Raw genomic sequence first — 20,421 nt, forward strand, 5'->3', positions numbered from 1 at the left:
CAAAATTGCGTTTTCAGCAATAAACTAAAGTTGGAACACCCTTTGCCTATGGGTTACCGTACGAATTAGAAATTACACAATAATTTAATATGAAACACCTTTTTACATGTGCCTTATTAGCCGGAGTGGTTAGCTTCTCTGCCTGTAAGAAAGACGCATCTCAACCGGAAGAAACTACTACCACCCCGGTTGCCGGAACCAAGATTGCGCCTGACGGTTTTAATTTTTCAACCACTAAAAACGTTACTTTAAACATAACTTTACGCGCTGCTAATAATGACGCGCTATCTGGGGTTGTTGTAAGTGCATACCTGCCAGGCAGCACCGAATCAATTTTTAAAGGTGTTACCAATAAAGATGGCATATTGCAAGGCGTGGTAACCATCCCAACCTCGGTTAGCAAATTAGTTATAGATCCTGCTTATGTTGGTTTAATGCGTAACGCACAGGCGTTAGTATCAACCAGCAATACGGTTACTGCTTTAATTGGTGGTAAAGACGGTTTCGGTGGCGACATTCAGCCCCAGGAAATTGTAGTGAGCCCATCAACCGGTACTACTGCTTTAAAAGGTACTACTGCTACAGGCGGTCCGGTGTTTGCTTACCCAAGCCCTTACAGCGGTACCAGCACTGCAACTTTAAACACTACGCAATATCCACGTAGCTTAGGTCGCCCTGTTTACCTGGAAAGCACTCCTGATGCTATTGATGCGTCTTTGTTATCTTATATCAATGCTTCATTACCAGAAGGCAGCCAGTTACCAAATACTCACCCTGAGTACTTAACTAACAGCGCTGTTCCTAACTTAAAAATAACAGCTACTGCCGATGTTTGGATCACTTTCGTATCTGAAGGTGCCGGTTACATGAACAGCCTGGCTTACTACACTTACCCAACTAACAATCCTCCAACCACTGTTGACGATATTGACAACGCTACTTTGATTTTCCCTAACGCTTCTGCCAATGGTTCGGGCGGCGGTTTAAAATCTGGCGATAAAGTAAAAATCGGTCGCTTTAACGCTGGTACTACCATTGGTTTTGTATTATTACAAAATGCATGGACAGGCAGCGGTGTACAAACAACTGCTACCAAATTTTATTCAGACTACAGACTGAACCCTGAAACTAACACCAGTAAAAAGAAACACGTTGTTACTTTATTTGATAATGTTCACAAACTGTTCTTGATGGGCTTTGAGGATATTAACCGCGAGAACGGCTCTGACCAGGACTTTAACGACTTAGTGGTATACGCTACCTCGAATCCGGTAACTGCAATATCACAAGATGGTGTGCCTGATATTGACAAAGGTGGCGACGAAGATGGTGACGGTGTATTAGACGAGTTAGACGCTTTCCCTAATGACGCTTCTAAAGCTTACCTGAGCTATTACCCTTCACAAACCGGTTATGCAAGCATTGCATTTGAAGATAACTGGCCTAAAAAAGGCGACTTTGACCTTAACGACTTAGTTGTAAACTACCGCTACACTTTTGTAAGCAACGCCAGCAACCAGGTTGTTGAAATGACCGGCGAATATACTCCGTTAGCATCGGGCGCTTCGTTCAAAAACGGCTTTGCGGTACAATTACCGGTTGCAGCAAGTGCAGTAAACTCGGTTAGCGGCCAACAAGCCATCAGCAACTATATCAGCTTTGCAAGCAACGGTGTTGAAAACGGCCAAACCAAAGCAGTTATCGTTCCTTTTGACAACCACGAAGCATTACTAAGAAACCCTGACGGTGCATTCTTCATCAATACGCTGATGGATAAAAACAAAGTAACCGGCAGCACGGCTACTGTAAACGTGAAATTTGCTTCGCCGGTACCAGCTGCAAACTTACAAGTAGCTAACTTCAATCCGTTCCTCATCAGCAATATGCGCCGCGGTTACGAAATCCACTTACCTGGTTTCGCACCTACCGACAAAGCAACCAAAACGCTGTTCGGTACTGATGATGATACTTCGGTTCCCGCCAGCAACAAATACTACTTGTCAAAAGAAAACTACCCTTGGGCTATTAACTTTGTAGGCGAATACAAATACCCAATCGAGTTACAACCTGTAACCCAAGCTTATCCTCGTTTTGCTGACTGGGCACTATCTGGAGGTGTATCATTTACCGACTGGTACAGCAACACCGGAGCAGGTTTCAGAGACAACTCTAAAATTTACTCAAAATAATTACAAGCCGATACTTATTGATGTATATGTTACAGGCCGCCTGCAAGGGCGGCCTTTTTTTGTTGTTCATATTATTTAATGTGTATATTCGTTTACAACTTCACAATTAATACTATCATGAAAAATTTAAAAGTATGCTGGCCATTGCTGGTTATGCTGTCGGTATTTGCAACTACTGTTAGCGCACAAAAGAAAAATAAAAAAGCGATTAGAGACTCTATTCAGGCAGCAGGTATAGAAAAACTCTTAACATCTCAAAAATATGTTTTCACTGCGGAGTTTGCATCTGCAGCACAAGGCGGATCAACTACTTTAACCAGCTATTTTTACCTCGAAGTAAACCCTGAGGCCGTAAATTGTATTCTTCCATATTATGGAAACTCTTACAATAGCGGAGGCATAAGCGATAGTAAAATTAAACTTACATCAAAAAACTTTGACTACCTGGCTGATAAAAGCATACCCGGACATTGGTATGTATCTATTAAACCCAAAGATTCGACTACCGAAAAAGAACTGCTCTTAGACATTGCTGTTGATGGAAGTGCGAGTTTAGCGGTAATAAGTAATAACAGATCACGAATGACCTATACTGGCACTATTGAGGCCAAAGTTGACCGTACTACATTTAACTGATTTACAAAAATATTCGGTTTGCAAGTTTTGCTTCAGCATAGGGACTGCCTTAAAGACAGTCCCTATGCTGTTTTAAAGCAACTTTTAGTAGCTTTACTATTATACATCGCAGCCAATGAAAGATAACTTTTCAACACAATCAGACCACTACGCTAAATACCGGCCTACCTATCCTCCGGAGCTGTTTGATTACTTACTATCAATCACCCCATCACACCAAACAGCCTGGGACTGCGGCACTGGCAACGGACAAGTAGCCTTTGAATTAGCCAAAAGATTTGAGCAGGTATATGCCACCGATGTAAGCCAGGCGCAAATAGACAACGCCAGCCAGGCAAATAACATAACATACAGCGTACAACCTGCCGAGCAAACCAATTTTGACAACAACTTTTTTGACTTGATTGTGGTTGCGCAAGCCATCCATTGGTTTGATTTTGAAAAATTTTATAACGAGGTAAGAAGAACAGTCAAAGCCAACGCCCTACTTTGTGTAACCGGTTACGGCATGATACAGGTTTCGGCAGAGGTTGATGCTGTTATAGATCATTTTTATAGAAATGTAATTGACAGCTATTGGGATGCCGAACGTAAATATGTGGATGAAAACTATCAAACCATTCCGTTCCCATTTGAGGAAATTGAAGCGCCTGAATTTGCCAATGTTTTGGAATGGAACTCCGAGCATTTAATGGGTTACTTAAACACCTGGTCGGCCGTGAAGCATTTTATTAAGCAAAACGGTTACAACCCGGTTGATGAGCTGAAACTCGAAATTGAAAAGCACTGGGGAAATGATGATTTTAAGCGGGTTAAGTTTCCGGTGTTGTTAAGAATTGGGAAAGTATAATATATACTCAAAGAGGTAATTATTGGAAATGGGGTTCTAACTAAACACAAGCGGGACGCTTGCGGGAGCGAGGGGGTTAGTTTGAGGAATGAGCTGAAAATATTAAAAATCATGATTAGGCTCGAGTATATGAGGCATAACCCAATATACCGGAACAATTTTACCATTGCAAGTTCCGGGTTTCCACTTAGGCATTAAAGCCAAAACACGTAAGGCCTCTTTATCAAATACCGAATATTTTGCCTTATTCTTCCCAGGGATGTGGAGTTGTGAAACTGTGCCATCTTTCATTACAACGAACGCTACATTAACACGGCTCTGAAACTCACTTGTTGTATCCCGAAGCTTAAAATTCTTAAAAAAGAATCTACCGTATTCGGCCAAACCACCCGGATACTCTGGACCTTGATCGACGTTAATATATGCCTTTAGCTTTTCATCGTAAGAGCATGCTGTCTTCTGAGCCATTAATGTCTTAGCGTTGCCAAATAAGACCAATGCGATAAGTGATAATTTGCTAAATATATTCATTGTGATTGCAGGTTTATGGCAATTAAGATACGAGACTTACTGGATAATGCTTATTCTGTTTTAAGTTGTAACTTAAGCGTGAGATAAAAGTACCGATTTTATATACAGATTTTTTGCTGTAGGCATTACCTCAGCCTCACTTATCAACAATTCTCTCTGCGTGCTATATTTAACTTTATTCAAGGCATAAAGGAAAAAATAAGGCACGCTGCTTTCTCCACAGCCATATGTTTCAATTAAACTTAAGCAATCATCTTTTGTAAACCCATCTCCATAACTAATATGCAGCAAATACTTTTTCCAAAAATGAAGCTCAGCGTTATTGGGAAATTTCGCCAGCCCAGAATCTAAAACGGTTAAAAACTTTTCCCCTCCCCTTTTACTCCAGTAGTCGGGAATATTATGGGGTATAACAAATTCAAAAAGTTCAAAGGCAAAACACCAATACAAAAAAGCTAAATTGATAAAACATATAGGCAATATATCATGTTGGTCATTCTCAATTTCCGCTTCGTAATAAGCAGCAGCCTCTGTATATCGTTTATTTAGCTCACTAATAATTGCTTGTTGCATAATAAATTAAGATAAGATCTTGAAAACTCGCATCAGCAGTGGAGGGACTTTAAAATGGATTAAATCCTTGTTTTCGTGCACTCAATCTTGATAACAAGAAACTGGACAATGTTTTTGTCAAACCGGTTATAAAGTTTGTTTGAGAATCCTTATAGGTTAATGCTTCGTTAACGAGTGGGTCATGCCCTTGATTCAAATAAACAAATAAAAAAAAATCGCCAGCATCACGAATTTCTATTACATAAAACGGAGTAGTTATTGATTTGCCAACCTCTGATAAACATTCTCTTGCCATATCCTGTAATTCAATTTGGCTAACCGATAAACCATAATCAAGAATATCGCAATGTTGTCCAGCCACATAAAGAAGTTCTTTAAGTGATCTTGGGAATGACACTCCATTGTTATACTTCTGCTCGAGTATTTCAATCTCTGATAAAGATATAGGTAAGTTTCTGCCTGATGAGTTTTTGAGGTCCTTTAAAATCTCTATATTCATATTATTTAAACTTGCTATTCTTTCCACCGCTCCCGCAAGCGTCTTCGCTTGTGGAAACGGATAGGTAGATAATACTTTCCTAAAATAAAAATATTTACTAATTAACCACAAGCGGGGACGCTTGCGGGAGCGAAAAAGGTCACCGCACAAACTCGTCAGTACTGACACAATCCTGTCAGTGTTCAAGGTGTTCAACTGCGTTCAAGGTGCTCAATATGTTTCATGAAACACTAAATTGAACACCGTGCAATAAATAGGAATTATCGCGCAATTTTGTGGTTTTCAGAAGAAAAAATATGAGAGGCGCAGGCATTAAAAAATCGCTTCAAAAATACTCCTCATCTGTCGAAATTACAATAACTTTAAACACTCCTATCCTGATTCCTGACTCTGTACTCATAATTCTTAACCCCCTACTTCAACATCGGCTGCACATTGGTCAAATTGTAAATGCCGGCAATTAAATCATCGCTTGGGTTTACCTTCATGGTTCTGGATGGCAAATCAATAAAGAGGTTCTCCTCGCCGTCTTTGATCATGAAGCGCAGGGCACAGTTTTTCACCTCGTACTTTTGATTGTTTACCTCTACCAGTTGGTTAAGACTGTGAACCATATCATCGTTCAAACTGTGCAGGTGCATACAAATAGTGAGCGATTTGGTCATTTTGTCGCGCATCTCTGATAGCAGGTTTATGGCACTCAGGCGCATATCCCAGTTATCTTTTTGGCGGTATTTTTCTTCTACGTTGCCTTTTATCTGAACAAAAAAGCCATCGCCCAGCAGGTTGCGGAATTTGATGTAATCATCGCCAAAGAGGGCAAATTCGTAGCTATCGTTATAGTCTTCAATTACAAACGTGCCGAACGGTTTACCCGTTTTGGTCATTTTATGCTGCACGTTGGCCATCAGGCCGCCAATGCTCAGCTCGCCCTGGCGGCGCAATTGCGCAAAACGCTCTACAATATCTGCCGGGGCAGTATCGCCGCTGCGCATGGTTACCAGTACTTTAAGGTCTGATACCCGGTTTTGGCAAAAGCGTTCCAGCTCCAGTTTGTAATTATCTAAAGGGTGACCGGTTAAATAAATACCAATGATATCCTTTTCGTACTTCAGCTTTTCTATCAGCGGCCATTCTTCGCTAACCGGCAGGGCAGGCTCGGGTATATAGGCTTCCACAGTACCGCCAAATAACGACGATTGTGAGCTGCTTTGGGTATTTTGATAGTCGTTAGAATATTTAATCAAACGCTCTATGCCGGTTAGCAGACCGTTCTCGGTTTTGGCAAAAAACTGGGCACGGTTCATTCCAAAGCTATCGAATGCACCACTGTAAACTAAATTCTCGTAGGCTTTTTTGTTAACGTTACGGGTGTTACTGCGCTGGGCAAAATCAAATACCGATTTATACGGCCCGCGTTCGTTACGCTCATCAATAATACTTTCAATAGCCTTTTCGCCCACACCTTTTACCCCGGTTAGGCCAAAGCGCACATCGCCTTTTTTGTTTACCGCAAAGGCCAGGTCCGACTCGTTAACATCGGGCCCTAACACGTTGATGCCCATGCGGCGGGTTTCCTCCATAAAGAAGGATATTTTATCGATACTATTCTGGTTGTTCAATACCGCCGCCATATATTCTGACGGGTAATGCGCCTTTAAGTAAGCCGTTTGGTAGGCCACAAAAGCATAACACGTTGAGTGCGATTTATTGAAAGCGTACTGGGCAAAGGCCTTCCAGTCGTTCCAAACCTTGGTGAGTTTATCTTTAGCGTGGCCTTTAGCCATTGCGCCCTCCATAAACTGCGATTCCATTTTATTTAGAACCTCAATTTGCTTTTTACCCATGGCCTTGCGCAAAACGTCGGCATCGCCCTTACTAAAGCCAGCCAGTTTTTGCGACAAAAGCATAACCTGCTCCTGGTATACGGTAATACCATAGGTTTCGCCCAGATACTCCTCCATATCGTCCAAATCGAAGCTAACTTCTTCTAAACCGTGCTTACGTTTAATAAAGCTGGGTATATACTCAATTGGGCCCGGGCGGTACAGGGCGTTCATGGCAATTAAATCCTCAAACCTGTCGGGCTTCAAATCGCGCAGGTACATTTGCATACCATCACTCTCAAACTGGAAGGTGCCATTGGTATCGCCACGCTGGTATAGTTCGTAAGTCTGTTGATCGTCTAAGGGTATGTAATCTATATCTATCGAAACATCGTGGTTCTGTTTGATCATGCGCAGGGCATCCTTAATAATGGTAAGGGTTTTAAGGCCCAAAAAGTCCATCTTAATTACACCTGCATCTTCAATTACACGGCCGTCGTACTGGGTTACCAGCAGGTCCGAGTCCTTGGCCGTGGCAACGGGTACTATGTTGGTAAGGTCGTCGGGCGCAATGATAATACCCGCCGCGTGTACCCCCGTGTTACGTACGGAGCCCTCCAGCTTTTCGGCCTCTCGGAGTACGGTTGCCTTTAAATCGTTACCCTCTTTAATGGCTTTCAGCTCGGGCACCTGTTCAATGGCCTGTTTAAGGTTAATGCCCAGGGTATCGGGCACTAACTTTTTCATGGCATTCACGTCGCTCAGGGGCATATCCAGCACCCGGCCTACGTCCTGTATACTGGTACGGGCAGCCATGGAGCCGTAGGTAATAATTTGTGCTACCTGGTTTTTACCGTATTTGTCAACCACATAGTCGATCACCTTTTGGCGGCCGGCATCGTCAAAGTCCGTATCAATATCGGGCATCGACTTACGGTCGGGGTTCAGGAAACGTTCGAACAGGAGGTTATACTTGATAGGGTCAATGTTGGTAATACCCGTACAATAAGCCACCACCGATCCCGCTGCCGAACCACGGCCCGGCCCGATGAACACGCCCATGTTGCGGCCTTCCTTAATAAAATCGGCCACGATGAGGAAATACCCCGCAAAACCCATGGTTTTAATGGTGAACAGCTCAAAGTTAATGCGCTCCTCTACCTCGGGCGTAAAATCGATGTACCGTTCGCGCGCACCTGTCATGGTAAGGTGCTTGAGATATTCCCACTGGTTCAGCACGTCCGACTCGGGCCCATCATGTATCTTAAACTCCGGCGGTATAGGGAAATTGGGCAGCATGATGTCGCGTTTCAGCTTCAGCACCTCTACCTTATCCACAATTTCGTTGGTATTATCTAATGATTCGGGCAGGTCATGAAACAGCTGCCCCATTTCGGCCTGGGTTTTAAAGTAAAACTGGTCGTTAGGGAAACCAAAGCGGTAGCCCTTGCCTCCTTCATCATCGGTAGCAATGGGGGTGCTTTGCATATCGCCGGTGTTTACGCACAGCAAAATATCGTGTGCATTGGCATCCTGCTGGTCCACGTAATGCGAATCGTTAGAGCAAATAACTTTCACGTTGAACTTTTTAGCAAATTTGAGCAGCGTGTTATTTATAATTTCCTGCTCAGGTATTTCATGGCGCTGAACTTCAATATAGTAGTCCTCACCAAAAATATCCAGCCACCATTTAAATTCAGTCTCTGCCTCCTCTTCTGTTTTTTTGAGGATTGCCTGCGGCACCGAAGCACCTATACAGCAGGTGGTGGCAATTAGCCCTTCGTGGTATTTGAGGATAAGCTCTTTATCGATACGTGGCCATTTGCTGTACAAGCCTTCCATGTACCCCAATGAGCACAGCTTAATAAGATTTTTATATCCCTGCGGATTTTTAGCCAGCAATAACTGGTGGTGACGAACGTCTTTTTTCTCCTTGGTAAATTGCTTTTTATGCCTGTCTTCTACCACGTAAAACTCGCAGCCCACAATGGGTTTTACATTGTGCTTGGCGGCTTCGGCCACAAACTTAAACACCCCGAACATGTTACCATGATCGGTAATGGCTAGGGCTTTCATACCATCAGCAGCTGCTTTTTTATACAGCTTTGATATATCGGCAGCACCATCTAAAAGTGAAAACTGGGTGTGTACGTGTAAGTGGGAAAAATCGGGCATAACAAAATCCTTTTCAGCGATGCAAAAGTACGAAAAACCCCACCGCGATAACCCGTTAGCCGGTAAAAGTTACTGACATAAAACGTAAGTTGTTAAGATTTACAGCTATAAAAAAACTTTTTACCCGCTTCAAAGTTTTATAAGCAATTTGCCGTTGCTCTCATCATTTTTAGCCGCTAAGGCATGTGCTTTGTTGTACAGCTTGTACTACACTATTCTTCATCTACAAAATATAATAAATTGGGAAAATTTGGACGTATAGCTTTAAAAACCATTCTTTGGATAGTTGCGAGTGTCATATTTCTGGTGCTGCTTGTAGTTATTTTAATACAGGTACCAGCCGTACAACAGTTTGCAAAAAACAAAGCTGTTACTTTTTTAGAAGGTAAAATTGGCACCAAGGTTGAAATTGGTCACATCACTATTGGCTTCCCAAAAATGCTGGTGCTAAAAGATGTTTACTTCGAAGACCAGAAACGCGACACGCTGATTGCCGGCGACGAATTGAAGGTAGACATCAGCATGATGAAACTGCTGCAAAGCCAAGTTGAAGTAAACGAAATAAACCTGCAAGGCATTACCGCCAAAGTAAGCCGCGGAGCCGATAGCACGTTTAACTTTGACTATATACTGAAAGCCTTTGCCGGCGAAGCTAAAAAAGAGCCCAAACCCGAAGATACTACCTCTACCCTTAAAATATCGCTCGACAAAATCATTCTCGACCGCATTAACATTGCCTATAAAGATGTAACCACCGGCAACGACGTTAAATTCTTTTTAGGCCATTTTGATACACGTATTAAAGATTTTGACCTGGATAAAATGAAGTTCAGCATCCCGAAGATCAATCTTTCGGATGTTAACGCACGTATTATTCAAACTCCGGCGGGTTCATCAGTTGCACAGGCCGCCACCGTTGATACCGCCACTACCCCACTCAACCTTACGCTCGATTTAGGAACCATTGATGTTAACCGCATTAAGGTTGACTACCGCACCAACGAAATGAAAGCCGACGTTAATCTCGGTAAGTTTTTGGTGGAGATGAACGACATCGACCTTAAAAACCAAAACGTCGGCATTAAAAGCATCACCTTAAATGATACTAAAGCTGGCTTACGCTTAGCTAAACCCACAACCGTAGTCAAAGCCGTGGTTGAAACCGCTAAAAAAATAGATACGCTTGTTACCCCGCCGCAAAGCAACAAACCATGGCGTGCCACTATTGGTAAAATTAGCTTTGCCAATAACGACATTAAGTTTGATAATGATGCCCAGGCCCCTTTACGCCGTGGTTTGGATTTTGGCCACATGGATATTAAAGGCCTGAGCACTGATATTGAAGACCTTTCATACAGTCCCGATACAATTGCCGGTAAGGTAAATCAATTTACTTTTAGTGATAAAAGCGGCTTTAATTTAAAAGAGTTCCGCACTAGTTTTATGTACGGCGCGAAAAACGCTTACTTGAAAGACCTTTATGTAGAAACCCCAAATACCGTTATTCAACGTAATGTAGAGGTAGCCTACCCTTCTATCGAAGCTATCACCAAAAACATTGGCCTGTTAAGCCTTAACGCCAACGTTGATGGCACCCGCATTGGCTTACGAGATGTATTGCTGCTGATGCCTACCATGGCCAGCATGGAACCTTTCCGCAGTACGCCAAGTGCATTATTCAGGATAAACGGTCGTGTGGCCGGTAAGGTAAATGATTTACGCATATCAAACTTTGAGGTTTGGGGCTTATCAAACACCCACATCAAAACATCGGCAGTGCTAAAAGGCATGCCCGATGTTAATAAGGCTTACTTTGATGTAAATCTCGCCGATTTTACCACCAGCCGTAGCGATATTAATCGCTTAGCGCCGCGTGGCACCATACCGCCTACTGTGAGCATACCTGAGCGCATGAGCTTTAATGGCAAGGTTAGAGGCAGCATGAAAGACCTGAGAACGCAAATTTATCTGCGTTCGAGCTATGGTAATGTTGCTTTGGCTGCCAACGTGCGGAACGCCATGGATATGAAGCGAATTAGCTATGCAGCTAATGCCAAAGTAATTAATTTGAATGCCGGTGCACTTACCAAACAGCCTAAAATGGTTGGTAAGCTAAATCTTACCGCTACTGTTAAAGGTGCAGGCATCGACCCTAAAAACCTGAACGTAGACTTTAGCACCAACGTGGCCAGCGCCCAAATACAAGGATACAATTACCGCAACCTGGTAGCCAAAGGTAGCGCCCGAAACGGTGCTTATGTGGCCAAAGCAACCATGCGCGATCCTAACATTACCTTCTCACTGGATGCTAAGGCAAATATGAATAAAAAGTATCCGTCGGTTAATGCCACCTTAATGGTAGATAGTGTTAACCTGCAACGGTTAAACTTTGTTAAAGATGATATACGTTTCCATGGCAAGTTGGTGGCCGATTTGCCAACCGCCGATCCGGATTACTTGAACGGTAATGTATTACTAACCGACATGCTGTTGGTAAACAAAGATCAGCGCATACAGTTGGACACCGTTAGCGTAGTATCAACCGCCAATGCCGATAGCAGCAGCCTACGCCTTACAACGCCTTTCCTTACCGCACATTTGGGTGGCAAATACAAGCTTACCGAAATTGGTACTGCCTTACAGGATAATATTAATAAGTATTTCAATACCGCATTGGCAGCTGCTCCGGCAGTGCAAACCAAAGCCAAACCAGTTAAGTACTCACCACAGCAGTTTAGCTTTGATATGAAGATGGTGAAAACACCATTGATAACCCAGTTCGTGCCCGATTTAAAGCAACTCGATCCGGTAATAATTAATGGAAAGTTCGACAGCCAGTCGGGTGAGTTATTGGTAAACGGCAGCATACCTAAAGTTATTTATGGCACTAATACTGTAGATAACGGCAAGATCAATATTAACACCAATAACAATGCGCTTAACTACGGCTTTACGTTCGACCAAATAAAAGTAGGCGAAAGCTTAAAGCTCTTATATCCCGGCCTAACCGGTAGCGCCCAAAACGACAAGTTGAACCTCAACCTGCAAATACGTGATGCCGCCCGTAAAGAGCGTTACCGCATTGCGGGTGTGTTTAGTGTATTGCCTAATCAATACCAGTTCAACTTTTTGCAAAACGGGCTTTTGTTAGATTATATGGCATGGGCGGTAAATCCTAACAATGCTTTCTTTTATGGCAGTAAGGGTATTATGGCCCGCGATTTTTCCATCAGCCAAAACAACCAGGTGCTGAGCGTGACCAGCAATCCGCAGGAGTTAAATGCGCCTCTTACCGTTAATTTCAACAACTTCCATATCGAAACGCTTACCCGTTTGGCCCAGCAAGACTCATTATTGGTAGGTGGTACCATTAACGGTAATGCTACCGTAAGCAACCTGCAGGCCTCTCCTGTTTTTGTGGCCGATATGAATGTGGGCGACTTTAACTTTAAGGGTGATACCGTAGGCAATATAGCTATTAAGGTAAATAACCAAACCGCTAATGCCTATGCGGCTAATGTGAGCATCACCGGCAAAGGCAACCAGGTAGATCTAACCGGTATGTACTACACCGATACGCCCGAAGGCCGCTTAGACATGAACCTCAACATTGTAAACCTGAGCATGAAGAGCATTGAAGGGTTTAGCTTTGGCAGCATACGCAGAGCAACAGGTAACATTACCGGTGGCTTAAAAATCACCGGCAGTGCCAGCGCACCAACTGTACGTGGCGATGTTAACTTTAACCAGGTTGGCTTTAATGTATCGATGCTCAATTCGTACTTTACCATGCCTAAAGAGAGCATTAGCTTCAACAATGAGGGCATCCGTTTTAACGATTTTACCATGGTTGATTCTACCGGTAATAAGGCTGTTATAAGCGGCGCCATCTACACCAAAACTTACAAAGATTTTAGCTTTGGGCTGGATATTAATGCCACCAACTTCCGCGCGGTAAATTCTACCCAGGCCGATAACAGGTTATTTTATGGCAAGCTGTTTATTGACACCCGTGTAAAAATACGCGGGGATATGGCTAAACCCGTGGTTGACGCCAGCCTAACCGTTGACCCGGCAACCGACATGACTTTTGTATTGCCTACAACCGACCCAAGTATTGAAGACCGTAAAGGCGTAGTTGAATTTATTGATGCCGATGCGCCAAAACTCGACTCAATTTTGCTGGCTAAAAGGCTGGACTCGTTACGTAAATCAGAATTGACCGGATTGGATGTGAATGCCACCATTAATGTGAGCAAAGAGGCCAACTTTAACATCGTAATTGACGAACGTAACGGCGACGTAGTACACATTAAAGGTGATGCCCAATTAAGTGCAGGTATTGACCCAAGTGGTAAAATTAATTTAACCGGCACTTATACGGTTAATCAAGGTTCGTACGAGTTATCATACGGCCCGGTGAGCCGCCTGTTTAAATTTAAGCAAGGCAGCACCATTGTTTGGAACGGCGACCCAACCGATGCTAATGTGAATTTAACGGCCATTTACCTGGCTAACGTTCCTCCTATAGATCTGATCGAAAATCAATCGGGCGGTACTGATGCGGCCAGCACGGTGTATAAGCAAAAACTCCCGTTCAATGTAAACCTGAACATGCAGGACAAGCTGCTAACACCAAAAATCAGCTTCGATATTATACTGCCTGATAGTAATTACACTGTACCGCAAACTGTAATTACTACCGTAAATACACGTTTAGAGCAGGTACGTCGCGACCCTAACGAAATGAACAAACAGGTATTGGGCGTATTAGTACTCGGCCACTTTATTGGCGATAACCCGCTGCAAAGCCAGGGTGGAAGTGCCGGTGTTGAAGGCACTATCCGTAACAGCGTGAGTGGTTTATTATCAAGCCAGTTAAATAAACTGGCAGGTGATCTTATTGGCGGGGTAGATCTCAACTTCGACCTGCAATCGGGCCAGGATTATTCAACCGGTACCGAACAAAACCGTACCGACCTGAACGTGGGCTTATCCAAACGTTTCCTGAATGACAGGCTGACCGTTACCGTAGGCAATAACTTTATGCTTGAGGGTAAACAACAGCCTGGCCAGCGTACCAGTACCATTGCGGGTAATGTAATGCTTAACTATCGCCTAACCAAAGATGGTCGTTACGCCCTGCGCGCTTACCGCCGCGATCAATATATTGTGATACAGGGGCAGGTAATTGAAACCGGTGTGGGCTTCTCGCTTAATGTTGACTATAACCGATTTAAGGAAATTTTCTCGAAAACCAGTCGTGAAGAACGCGCTTTGATACGTGAGCGTAAACGCGAAGAAAAAGAGAAAAAAGAGCAGCAGGAGCAAAAAGAAAAAGACCAGCAACCTGCCGATGAGCCTAAGAAAACATCTACGGACAGCACCTCAACCGAAAGCATATCTACTTTTGAACTATGATTAAAAAATCTATATATACCCTATTAACCTTAACCATAATTGCAAGTGGGTGCAGTACTACTAAAAACCTGCCCGCCGGGCAAAAACTATACACAGGTGCCGAGATAAAATTTACGGATAAAGACATTTCCAAAAAAGAACAAAGCCTTTTAAAAAGTGATTTGCAAACTTTATTGCGTCCTGAACCAAATGGTAAAATAGGCCCTTTCCGTTTTAAGTTATGGGTGTACGAAAAGTTTAAGACCAACAAAACCAAAGGATTTAAACACTGGATCAGCACTACATTTGGCGAGCCTCCTGTGCTGGTAAGCGCTATTGATTTAGCTCAAAATGGTTCGATATTGCAAAACCGCTTGCAAAACCGCAGCTATTTTCAGGCGCAGGTAACCGGCGATACCATTGGCAAAGAGAAAGTGGCTAAAGCGGTGTATACTATATCTGCGGGCCCATCTTATAAATATCGTAACATTATATGGCCTTCAAACAGTAAAGACCCACTGGATACCGCCGTTGCCGGTACCCAGGCGCAAACCATCCTTAAAAAAGGGGAGCCTTATAACCTAGATGCTATCAAGGCCGAACGTTTACGTATCGACGCCCGTGTTAAGGAAAAAGGCTTTTATTACTTTGCTCCCGAAAATCTGATTTTGCGGGTTGACAGCACCGTGGGCAACCACGAGGTTGATGGCTATGTAAAGGTTAAAGACGAGGTGAGCGAACGTGCGCGCCGCATTTATACCATTGATAACATATACATTTATCCCGCATATACCCTGCGCGATACTTCGTTGCGCTTGAAAGATAAAGTGCCTTACAACTGGTATAACGTAATTGACAGCCGCCGTGGACGTACCATACGCCCTTACGCGTTCAAAAACACCGTACTACTGCACCCTGGCGAAGTTTACAACCGTACCGATCATACCAACTCCTTAAGCCGCTTTATAGAGTTAGGGCCCTATAAATTTGTAAAAAACCGCTTTGAGGATGTATCAACCGATTCGGCTAAATTGAATGTATTTTACTTCCTAACCCAATACCCTAAAAAGTCGTTATCGTTTGATGCTTTGGCGCGTACAACATCGGCCAACTTTAACGGTACCCAGGTTAACGTAAACTGGCGTCACCGTAATGCATTTTTAGGTGCCGAAGCCTTGACTATTACTGTTTTTGGCAGTACCGACGGTCAAATATCGGGCAATGCCGGTGGTGGCAATGCTCTTTACCAATATGGTGCCCAGGCTACCCTATCTTGGCCGCGCTTTATTAGTCCGTTTAACTTTAAGGCTGATAATGCATATATACCCCGTACTAATCTTACCGGCGGTTATTCAATCATAAACCGCAGCGGATTGTATAATTTAAGCTCGATAAATGGTTCATTTGGTTACAACTGGAAACAAAGCGCCCATACAAGTCATGAGCTAAACCTGTTAAACGTAACTTATGTAAAACCAAGAAACGTTTCTCAAGAGTATACTGATAGCATTGCAAGTACCGGAAATCCAACACTTAAGCATGTAATTGATCCTCAGTTTACTTTTGGGCCAAGCTATAGTTACACTTACACTAATACTACCGAAACTTATCGAACAAACTCGGTTTATTATAATGGCCGTATCAGCACATCGGGTATGTTAACCGGCTTAGTTACCGGTGCCGATACGTTGGCTGGTAATGCTAAAAAAGTATTTGGTACAAACTTTAACCAGTATGTTAAATTAGAAAACGAAATACGTTTCTTTCATAAACTGGGTGTAAAAAGCACCTTTGCAGCACGCATGATTGCCAGCGCGGGTATACCTCTTGGCAACTCCACCATATTACCGTACAGCCAGCAGTTCTTTATAGGCGGAGCCAACAGTTTACGCGGTTTCAGGGCACGTTCAATTGGCCCGGGCACGGTCGATCCAACTCAATATGTAAATGGCAACTCGGGCTTTATTGCCGATCAATCGGGCGATATAAAACTGGAAGCCAGTATAGAATATCGTCCGCATTTATTCAGTATTGTTTATGGTGCCTTATTTGCCGATGCAGGTAACATCTGGAACGCCCGCGGCCATCAGCCGGGCGGTACTTTCAGCAGTAACTTCTTAAGCCAACTGGCAACCGATGTGGGCTTCGGCCTTCGTTTTGACGCAAGTGTGCTGGTACTGCGTACCGATTTTGGCTTCCCGTTAACCAAACCATTTAACCAAAGCAACCAAGCCGTTAATTACGACAAAATGGTATTTAACTTAGCTATAGGGTATCCGTTCTAAACGGATCGAAAATCCATATATTCTTTACATACCTAAAGTCCTTTCTATTACTGAGAGAAAGGACTTTTTTGTTTTTTGATCAACATATAAAATTCATTGCCCTACCTTTGGCTACTATGAAAGTGAACATTCCACTACAGGTAATCGATATGCAGGGCGATGGCTATCACCTCTTGGTAAATGTAAAAATTGGCCGCAAAAAGTATAATGTAGTGCTTGACACTGGTGCGTCAAAAACCGTATTCGATCATGAGTTACTTGCTAAAGCCAACAAATCTATCGTTATGGAGGCAACACACCGCTTATCTGCAGGGTTAGGAACTCTGAGCATGGAATCATTCACAGCAGTAGTACCCGTTTTTAACATTGGACGGCTGGAACTACCCGACTTTGAGGTTGCCGTTTTAGATCTTTCAACAATAAACCAGGCTTATGCGCAGCTCAATCATCCCGAAGTATTGGGCGTTTTAGGTGGTGATATTTTGATGCAGTATAAAGCGGTTATTGATTATGGGAAAAAGAGGTTAAAGCTGGAAGTGTGACAATTACTTGTTTACAAATTACGTCTTTGTGTGACAGCAGCGACTTGTGCGGTGCCGTCAAAGCAATCTCACATATTTTATAGGCACTGCAATTACTCAAGTTTCTGCTCTCAACTTCCAGATTGCTTCGACATCCAATTCCCTTCCCCTGCTGTCTCGCAATGACGTGGCGGTGATTCTATTTCTTTGTTCTTAACTCTTGCTTCTACACACTAAAACACACTATTCGTAAAGTCCATCTTTATTTTCACCTGGAAGTTACCTATCACTTTAAAAATCTCCTTTAAGGTCACCTGTTCAATTTTGGTAAGGGTTGATAGATCGATATAGTTATCGGGGGCCGTTTTATCCTGGATAATTTGAAGAGCCTGCTTTTTAAGGCGCATACTCATTAAAAAGTAATACGATTGCGACAGCTCGTGATAAGCCGTTTCATTGAACACCTCAAGTTTACGCAGTGCTTTCATACGCTCACCTGTATTTACTTCAAACACCCGATTTTTAAGCGAGTACACACGCACCAGGTCTACAATAGGCGTCATGGCCTTTTTTATGTCGAATACTTCCCGTTTATCTTTAGTAAAGGTGCGTATATTTTTAAAGAAGGTTAGCGGTGGTTCGTATTGCAGTGCATTGATGGCCATGTTATGAAACAGCTTTTCCATAGGCTTTTGCAACTCTTTATCTAAAAACTCTTTCAGCTCCGTAATGATATTTTCATCGCCATACACAAACCGGCAGTCGAAAAAAGTTGAAAAATTAATTACCGTTTCGGGTAAAGATTCGGCCATCCAGCTTACATAATTGCGTTTCCAGTGCGAAAGCGAATGTGTCCACTTAGGATTTTGCGCCATAAAACCGCCTGAGCAATAATCAATACCAATACCGTTTAACCGGCCCGATACCTGTGTGGCAAAGTCGAGGAAGTACTCACGTACTTCTTCACGGTGCTCGTTTGCTTTATCTTCGTATATAATGGCATTATCCTGATCGGTTTTAAAGGTTTGCTCCTTTCGCCCCTCGCTGCCTAAAACCATAAATACGAATTTTGCAGGCGGTGGTCCCACCCTTTCTATCACCCTTTCAATTACCTTTTGAGCGATGGTATCGGCAATGGTACTAATAACCTGGTTGGCAATTTGAGCATTTACCCCGCGTTCAAGCAGCTGGTTTACAAAATGCGGTACCGATTCCCATTTACGCTTTAATTCCTCATCGCTAACAGCCGATTTTACTGATTGGATGAAAACCAATGGCGATTGTGCCTGCTCGCTCAATAACTTATTGCGACTTAAAAAACCCACATATTCACCATCTTTCTTAATCAGTAAATACCGGGTTTTGGTGCTAAACATCATCAGTAAAGCTTCGTAAACATAGGCCTCAATATCAATTCCCACAATAGGATTATCAATAACAGTGCTTACTTCATCTGATGAGTTTTTTTGTCCGGCAATTACCTTATCGCGCAGGGTAATATCGGTTACGTAGCCTATAATTTGGTTTTGTTCATTGGTTACAAACAGGCAGCTTACCTTATGAGCCGCCATTTGCCTGGCTACCTCGTAAATTGGCGTTGTGTTACTGCAATGCACAATGGCGCGATATTCAACACTTTCAATTTTGCGCGAATAGAGCTGATCGGCAGCCATATAACTTTGGTCGTAGGCGGCAGGTTGTTTAAAAAAGTGTACGAACTCCTCATTTTGCATGCGCTTGCCAAACTCGGCAGTAAAGTACAGAAAGAAATCTTCATAAGTTTTGCAAAGAACCCTGAAATCTTTACGATGCAGAAAATAAACCAGCGTTCCCTTTTTGGCGATAACTGTACGCAGAGATAAACGACGGTTCAATAATACCGACACTCCCCCGTAGCAAAAACCCGGCTGGTGATGCTCTATCAGGCGCTTATTTTGAACACTATCGTAAAAAAAAGATTCGTATTCGCCTTTTACAATAATATCAACGCCTTTAAGCTTTGATATTTCCTGCTGATAGATAACCTTGTCCTTATGATAAGAAATTTCTTCAAGCTTTGTAGCTACCTCCTCCAAAACATCTAAAGGCAGCAGGTTAAAAGGAGTAATTTGTTGCAGGTATTTTACACGCTCGCTCATAAGTAATACGCAAATAAAACAAGTAGTGCTAATATAACCACGGGAACAATCAACATAAACAGCTTGCCCGATTTTGTATGAAGATTTTTGATATTGGCATGCTTTAGCTGCTGCTCCATTAACTTGTCGTTGATCTCGCCCCGTTTAAGCAGCTCAAAAAAACAGTCGGCTGCAGCACCGGCATCAGAGAGGGCATTATGCTGATTTTGCAGCGGCTTGTAAAAAAGGTATGAATATAGATCGCCCAATAGCAGGTTTTTTGGCATGGGGTTCCAAACCAGTTGTGTGGTGGCTATCATTGTACAAAAAACCGGCAGGTTTACTAAGGGGTTCTCTATTCCGGCCCTGTAAAAATCGGCACCCAATATATGATAATCTAACTGCACAAAATGACCTATTACAGTAGGCTGATATTGATTAAGATCGTTAGCCAATAATTGCATAACAAGCTTACGGTCTTCGCCTTTAATACCCAATATACCCGGATTAATTCCGTGTATTTCCATGGAGGCGGGTGTAATTACAAAATCGGTATTACGAATGTAATGATCTTCACGCTTAACTTCTTCGCCCTGTTGGGTGTATACCAACCAACTAATTTGCACAGCTGATGGCCACGCCCCTTCTTCAGAGTATGGTGAGTTCCAGTTTATTGGGAGGCCCGAAGCTTCAATATCTACAAATAACAAATAATCGGTCACAGCTTAGCATATTTATGTAAACTGCTTTAGCCTTATAATTGGTTAGTATGTAAGCCGCAGAATACTTGTGCAAAATAGTAATTTTACAACAAGTAAT

General features: G+C 42.9%; 12 protein-coding genes. 6 read left to right on the top strand and 6 right to left on the bottom strand.

What is annotated here, in order from left to right; genetic code table 11:
• The first annotated feature begins 89 nt into the window (after positions 1-89).
• The 3 genes from QE417_RS07575 (at position 90) to QE417_RS07585 (ending at position 3,675) form a co-directional block, all read left to right on the top strand.
• Positions 90-2,189 (top strand): LruC domain-containing protein, encoded by a 2,100-nt coding sequence (locus QE417_RS07575; protein ID WP_311948940.1) that lies wholly within the window; start codon positions 90-92, stop codon positions 2,187-2,189.
• Positions 2,190-2,306: 117 nt separating this feature from the next.
• Positions 2,307-2,825, top strand: coding sequence for a DUF4251 domain-containing protein (locus QE417_RS07580; RefSeq protein ID WP_311948941.1), 519 nt, complete (start codon positions 2,307-2,309; stop codon positions 2,823-2,825).
• A 115-nt stretch (positions 2,826-2,940) separates the two neighbouring features.
• Positions 2,941-3,675 carry a class I SAM-dependent methyltransferase gene (locus tag QE417_RS07585; RefSeq protein WP_311948943.1) on the top strand — a complete coding sequence of 245 codons (735 nt, stop codon included), beginning with the start codon at positions 2,941-2,943 and terminating at the stop codon, positions 3,673-3,675.
• Positions 3,676-3,777: 102 nt separating this feature from the next.
• On the opposite strand, the gene QE417_RS07590 is transcribed toward QE417_RS07585, so the two are convergent.
• The 4 genes from QE417_RS07590 to dnaE all read right to left on the bottom strand — a co-directional run bounded on the left by QE417_RS07590 (position 3,778) and on the right by dnaE (position 9,279).
• The gene (locus QE417_RS07590) at positions 3,778-4,206 is read right to left on the bottom strand and encodes an energy transducer TonB (RefSeq protein WP_311948945.1); all 429 of its coding nucleotides are present in this window, start codon (positions 4,204-4,206) and stop codon (positions 3,778-3,780) included.
• 72 nt (positions 4,207-4,278) lie between these two features.
• Positions 4,279-4,779, bottom strand: coding sequence for a hypothetical protein (locus QE417_RS07595; RefSeq protein WP_311948948.1), 501 nt, complete (start codon positions 4,777-4,779; stop codon positions 4,279-4,281).
• A 49-nt stretch (positions 4,780-4,828) separates the two neighbouring features.
• Entirely contained in the window at positions 4,829-5,446 is a 618-nt protein-coding gene (locus tag QE417_RS07600) for an SMI1/KNR4 family protein (protein ID WP_311948950.1), read from the bottom strand.
• A gap of 245 nt (positions 5,447-5,691) precedes the next feature.
• On the bottom strand, positions 5,692-9,279 hold the full coding sequence (gene dnaE / locus QE417_RS07605; RefSeq protein WP_311948953.1) for a DNA polymerase III subunit alpha: 3,588 nt from the start codon (positions 9,277-9,279) through the stop codon (positions 5,692-5,694).
• Positions 9,280-9,519: 240 nt separating this feature from the next.
• On the opposite strand from dnaE, the gene QE417_RS07610 reads away from it, so the two are divergent.
• From QE417_RS07610 to QE417_RS07620, 3 genes are all read left to right on the top strand, one after another.
• Positions 9,520-14,700, top strand: a complete 5,181-nt coding sequence (locus QE417_RS07610) for a translocation/assembly module TamB domain-containing protein (protein ID WP_311948955.1) — start codon at positions 9,520-9,522, stop codon at positions 14,698-14,700.
• On the top strand, positions 14,697-16,964 hold the full coding sequence (tamL, locus tag QE417_RS07615; RefSeq protein ID WP_311948957.1) for a translocation and assembly module lipoprotein TamL: 2,268 nt from the start codon (positions 14,697-14,699) through the stop codon (positions 16,962-16,964). Before QE417_RS07610 ends, tamL begins: the two co-directional genes overlap by 4 nt.
• A gap of 116 nt (positions 16,965-17,080) precedes the next feature.
• Positions 17,081-17,506, top strand: coding sequence for a retropepsin-like aspartic protease (locus QE417_RS07620; protein WP_311948960.1), 426 nt, complete (start codon positions 17,081-17,083; stop codon positions 17,504-17,506).
• Between the two features lie 212 nt (positions 17,507-17,718).
• On the opposite strand, the gene QE417_RS07625 is transcribed toward QE417_RS07620, so the two are convergent.
• The gene (locus tag QE417_RS07625; RefSeq protein ID WP_311948962.1) at positions 17,719-19,623 is read right to left on the bottom strand and encodes a DUF294 nucleotidyltransferase-like domain-containing protein; all 1,905 of its coding nucleotides are present in this window, start codon (positions 19,621-19,623) and stop codon (positions 17,719-17,721) included.
• Entirely contained in the window at positions 19,620-20,324 is a 705-nt protein-coding gene (locus QE417_RS07630; RefSeq protein WP_311948965.1) for a 3'-5' exonuclease, read from the bottom strand. Before QE417_RS07630 ends, QE417_RS07625 begins: the two co-directional genes overlap by 4 nt.
• Between the last annotated feature and the right edge of the window lie 97 nt (positions 20,325-20,421).

This window comes from Mucilaginibacter terrae (assembly GCF_031951985.1).
In the GTDB taxonomy this organism is placed as follows: Bacteria; Bacteroidota; Bacteroidia; order Sphingobacteriales; family Sphingobacteriaceae; genus Mucilaginibacter; species Mucilaginibacter terrae_A.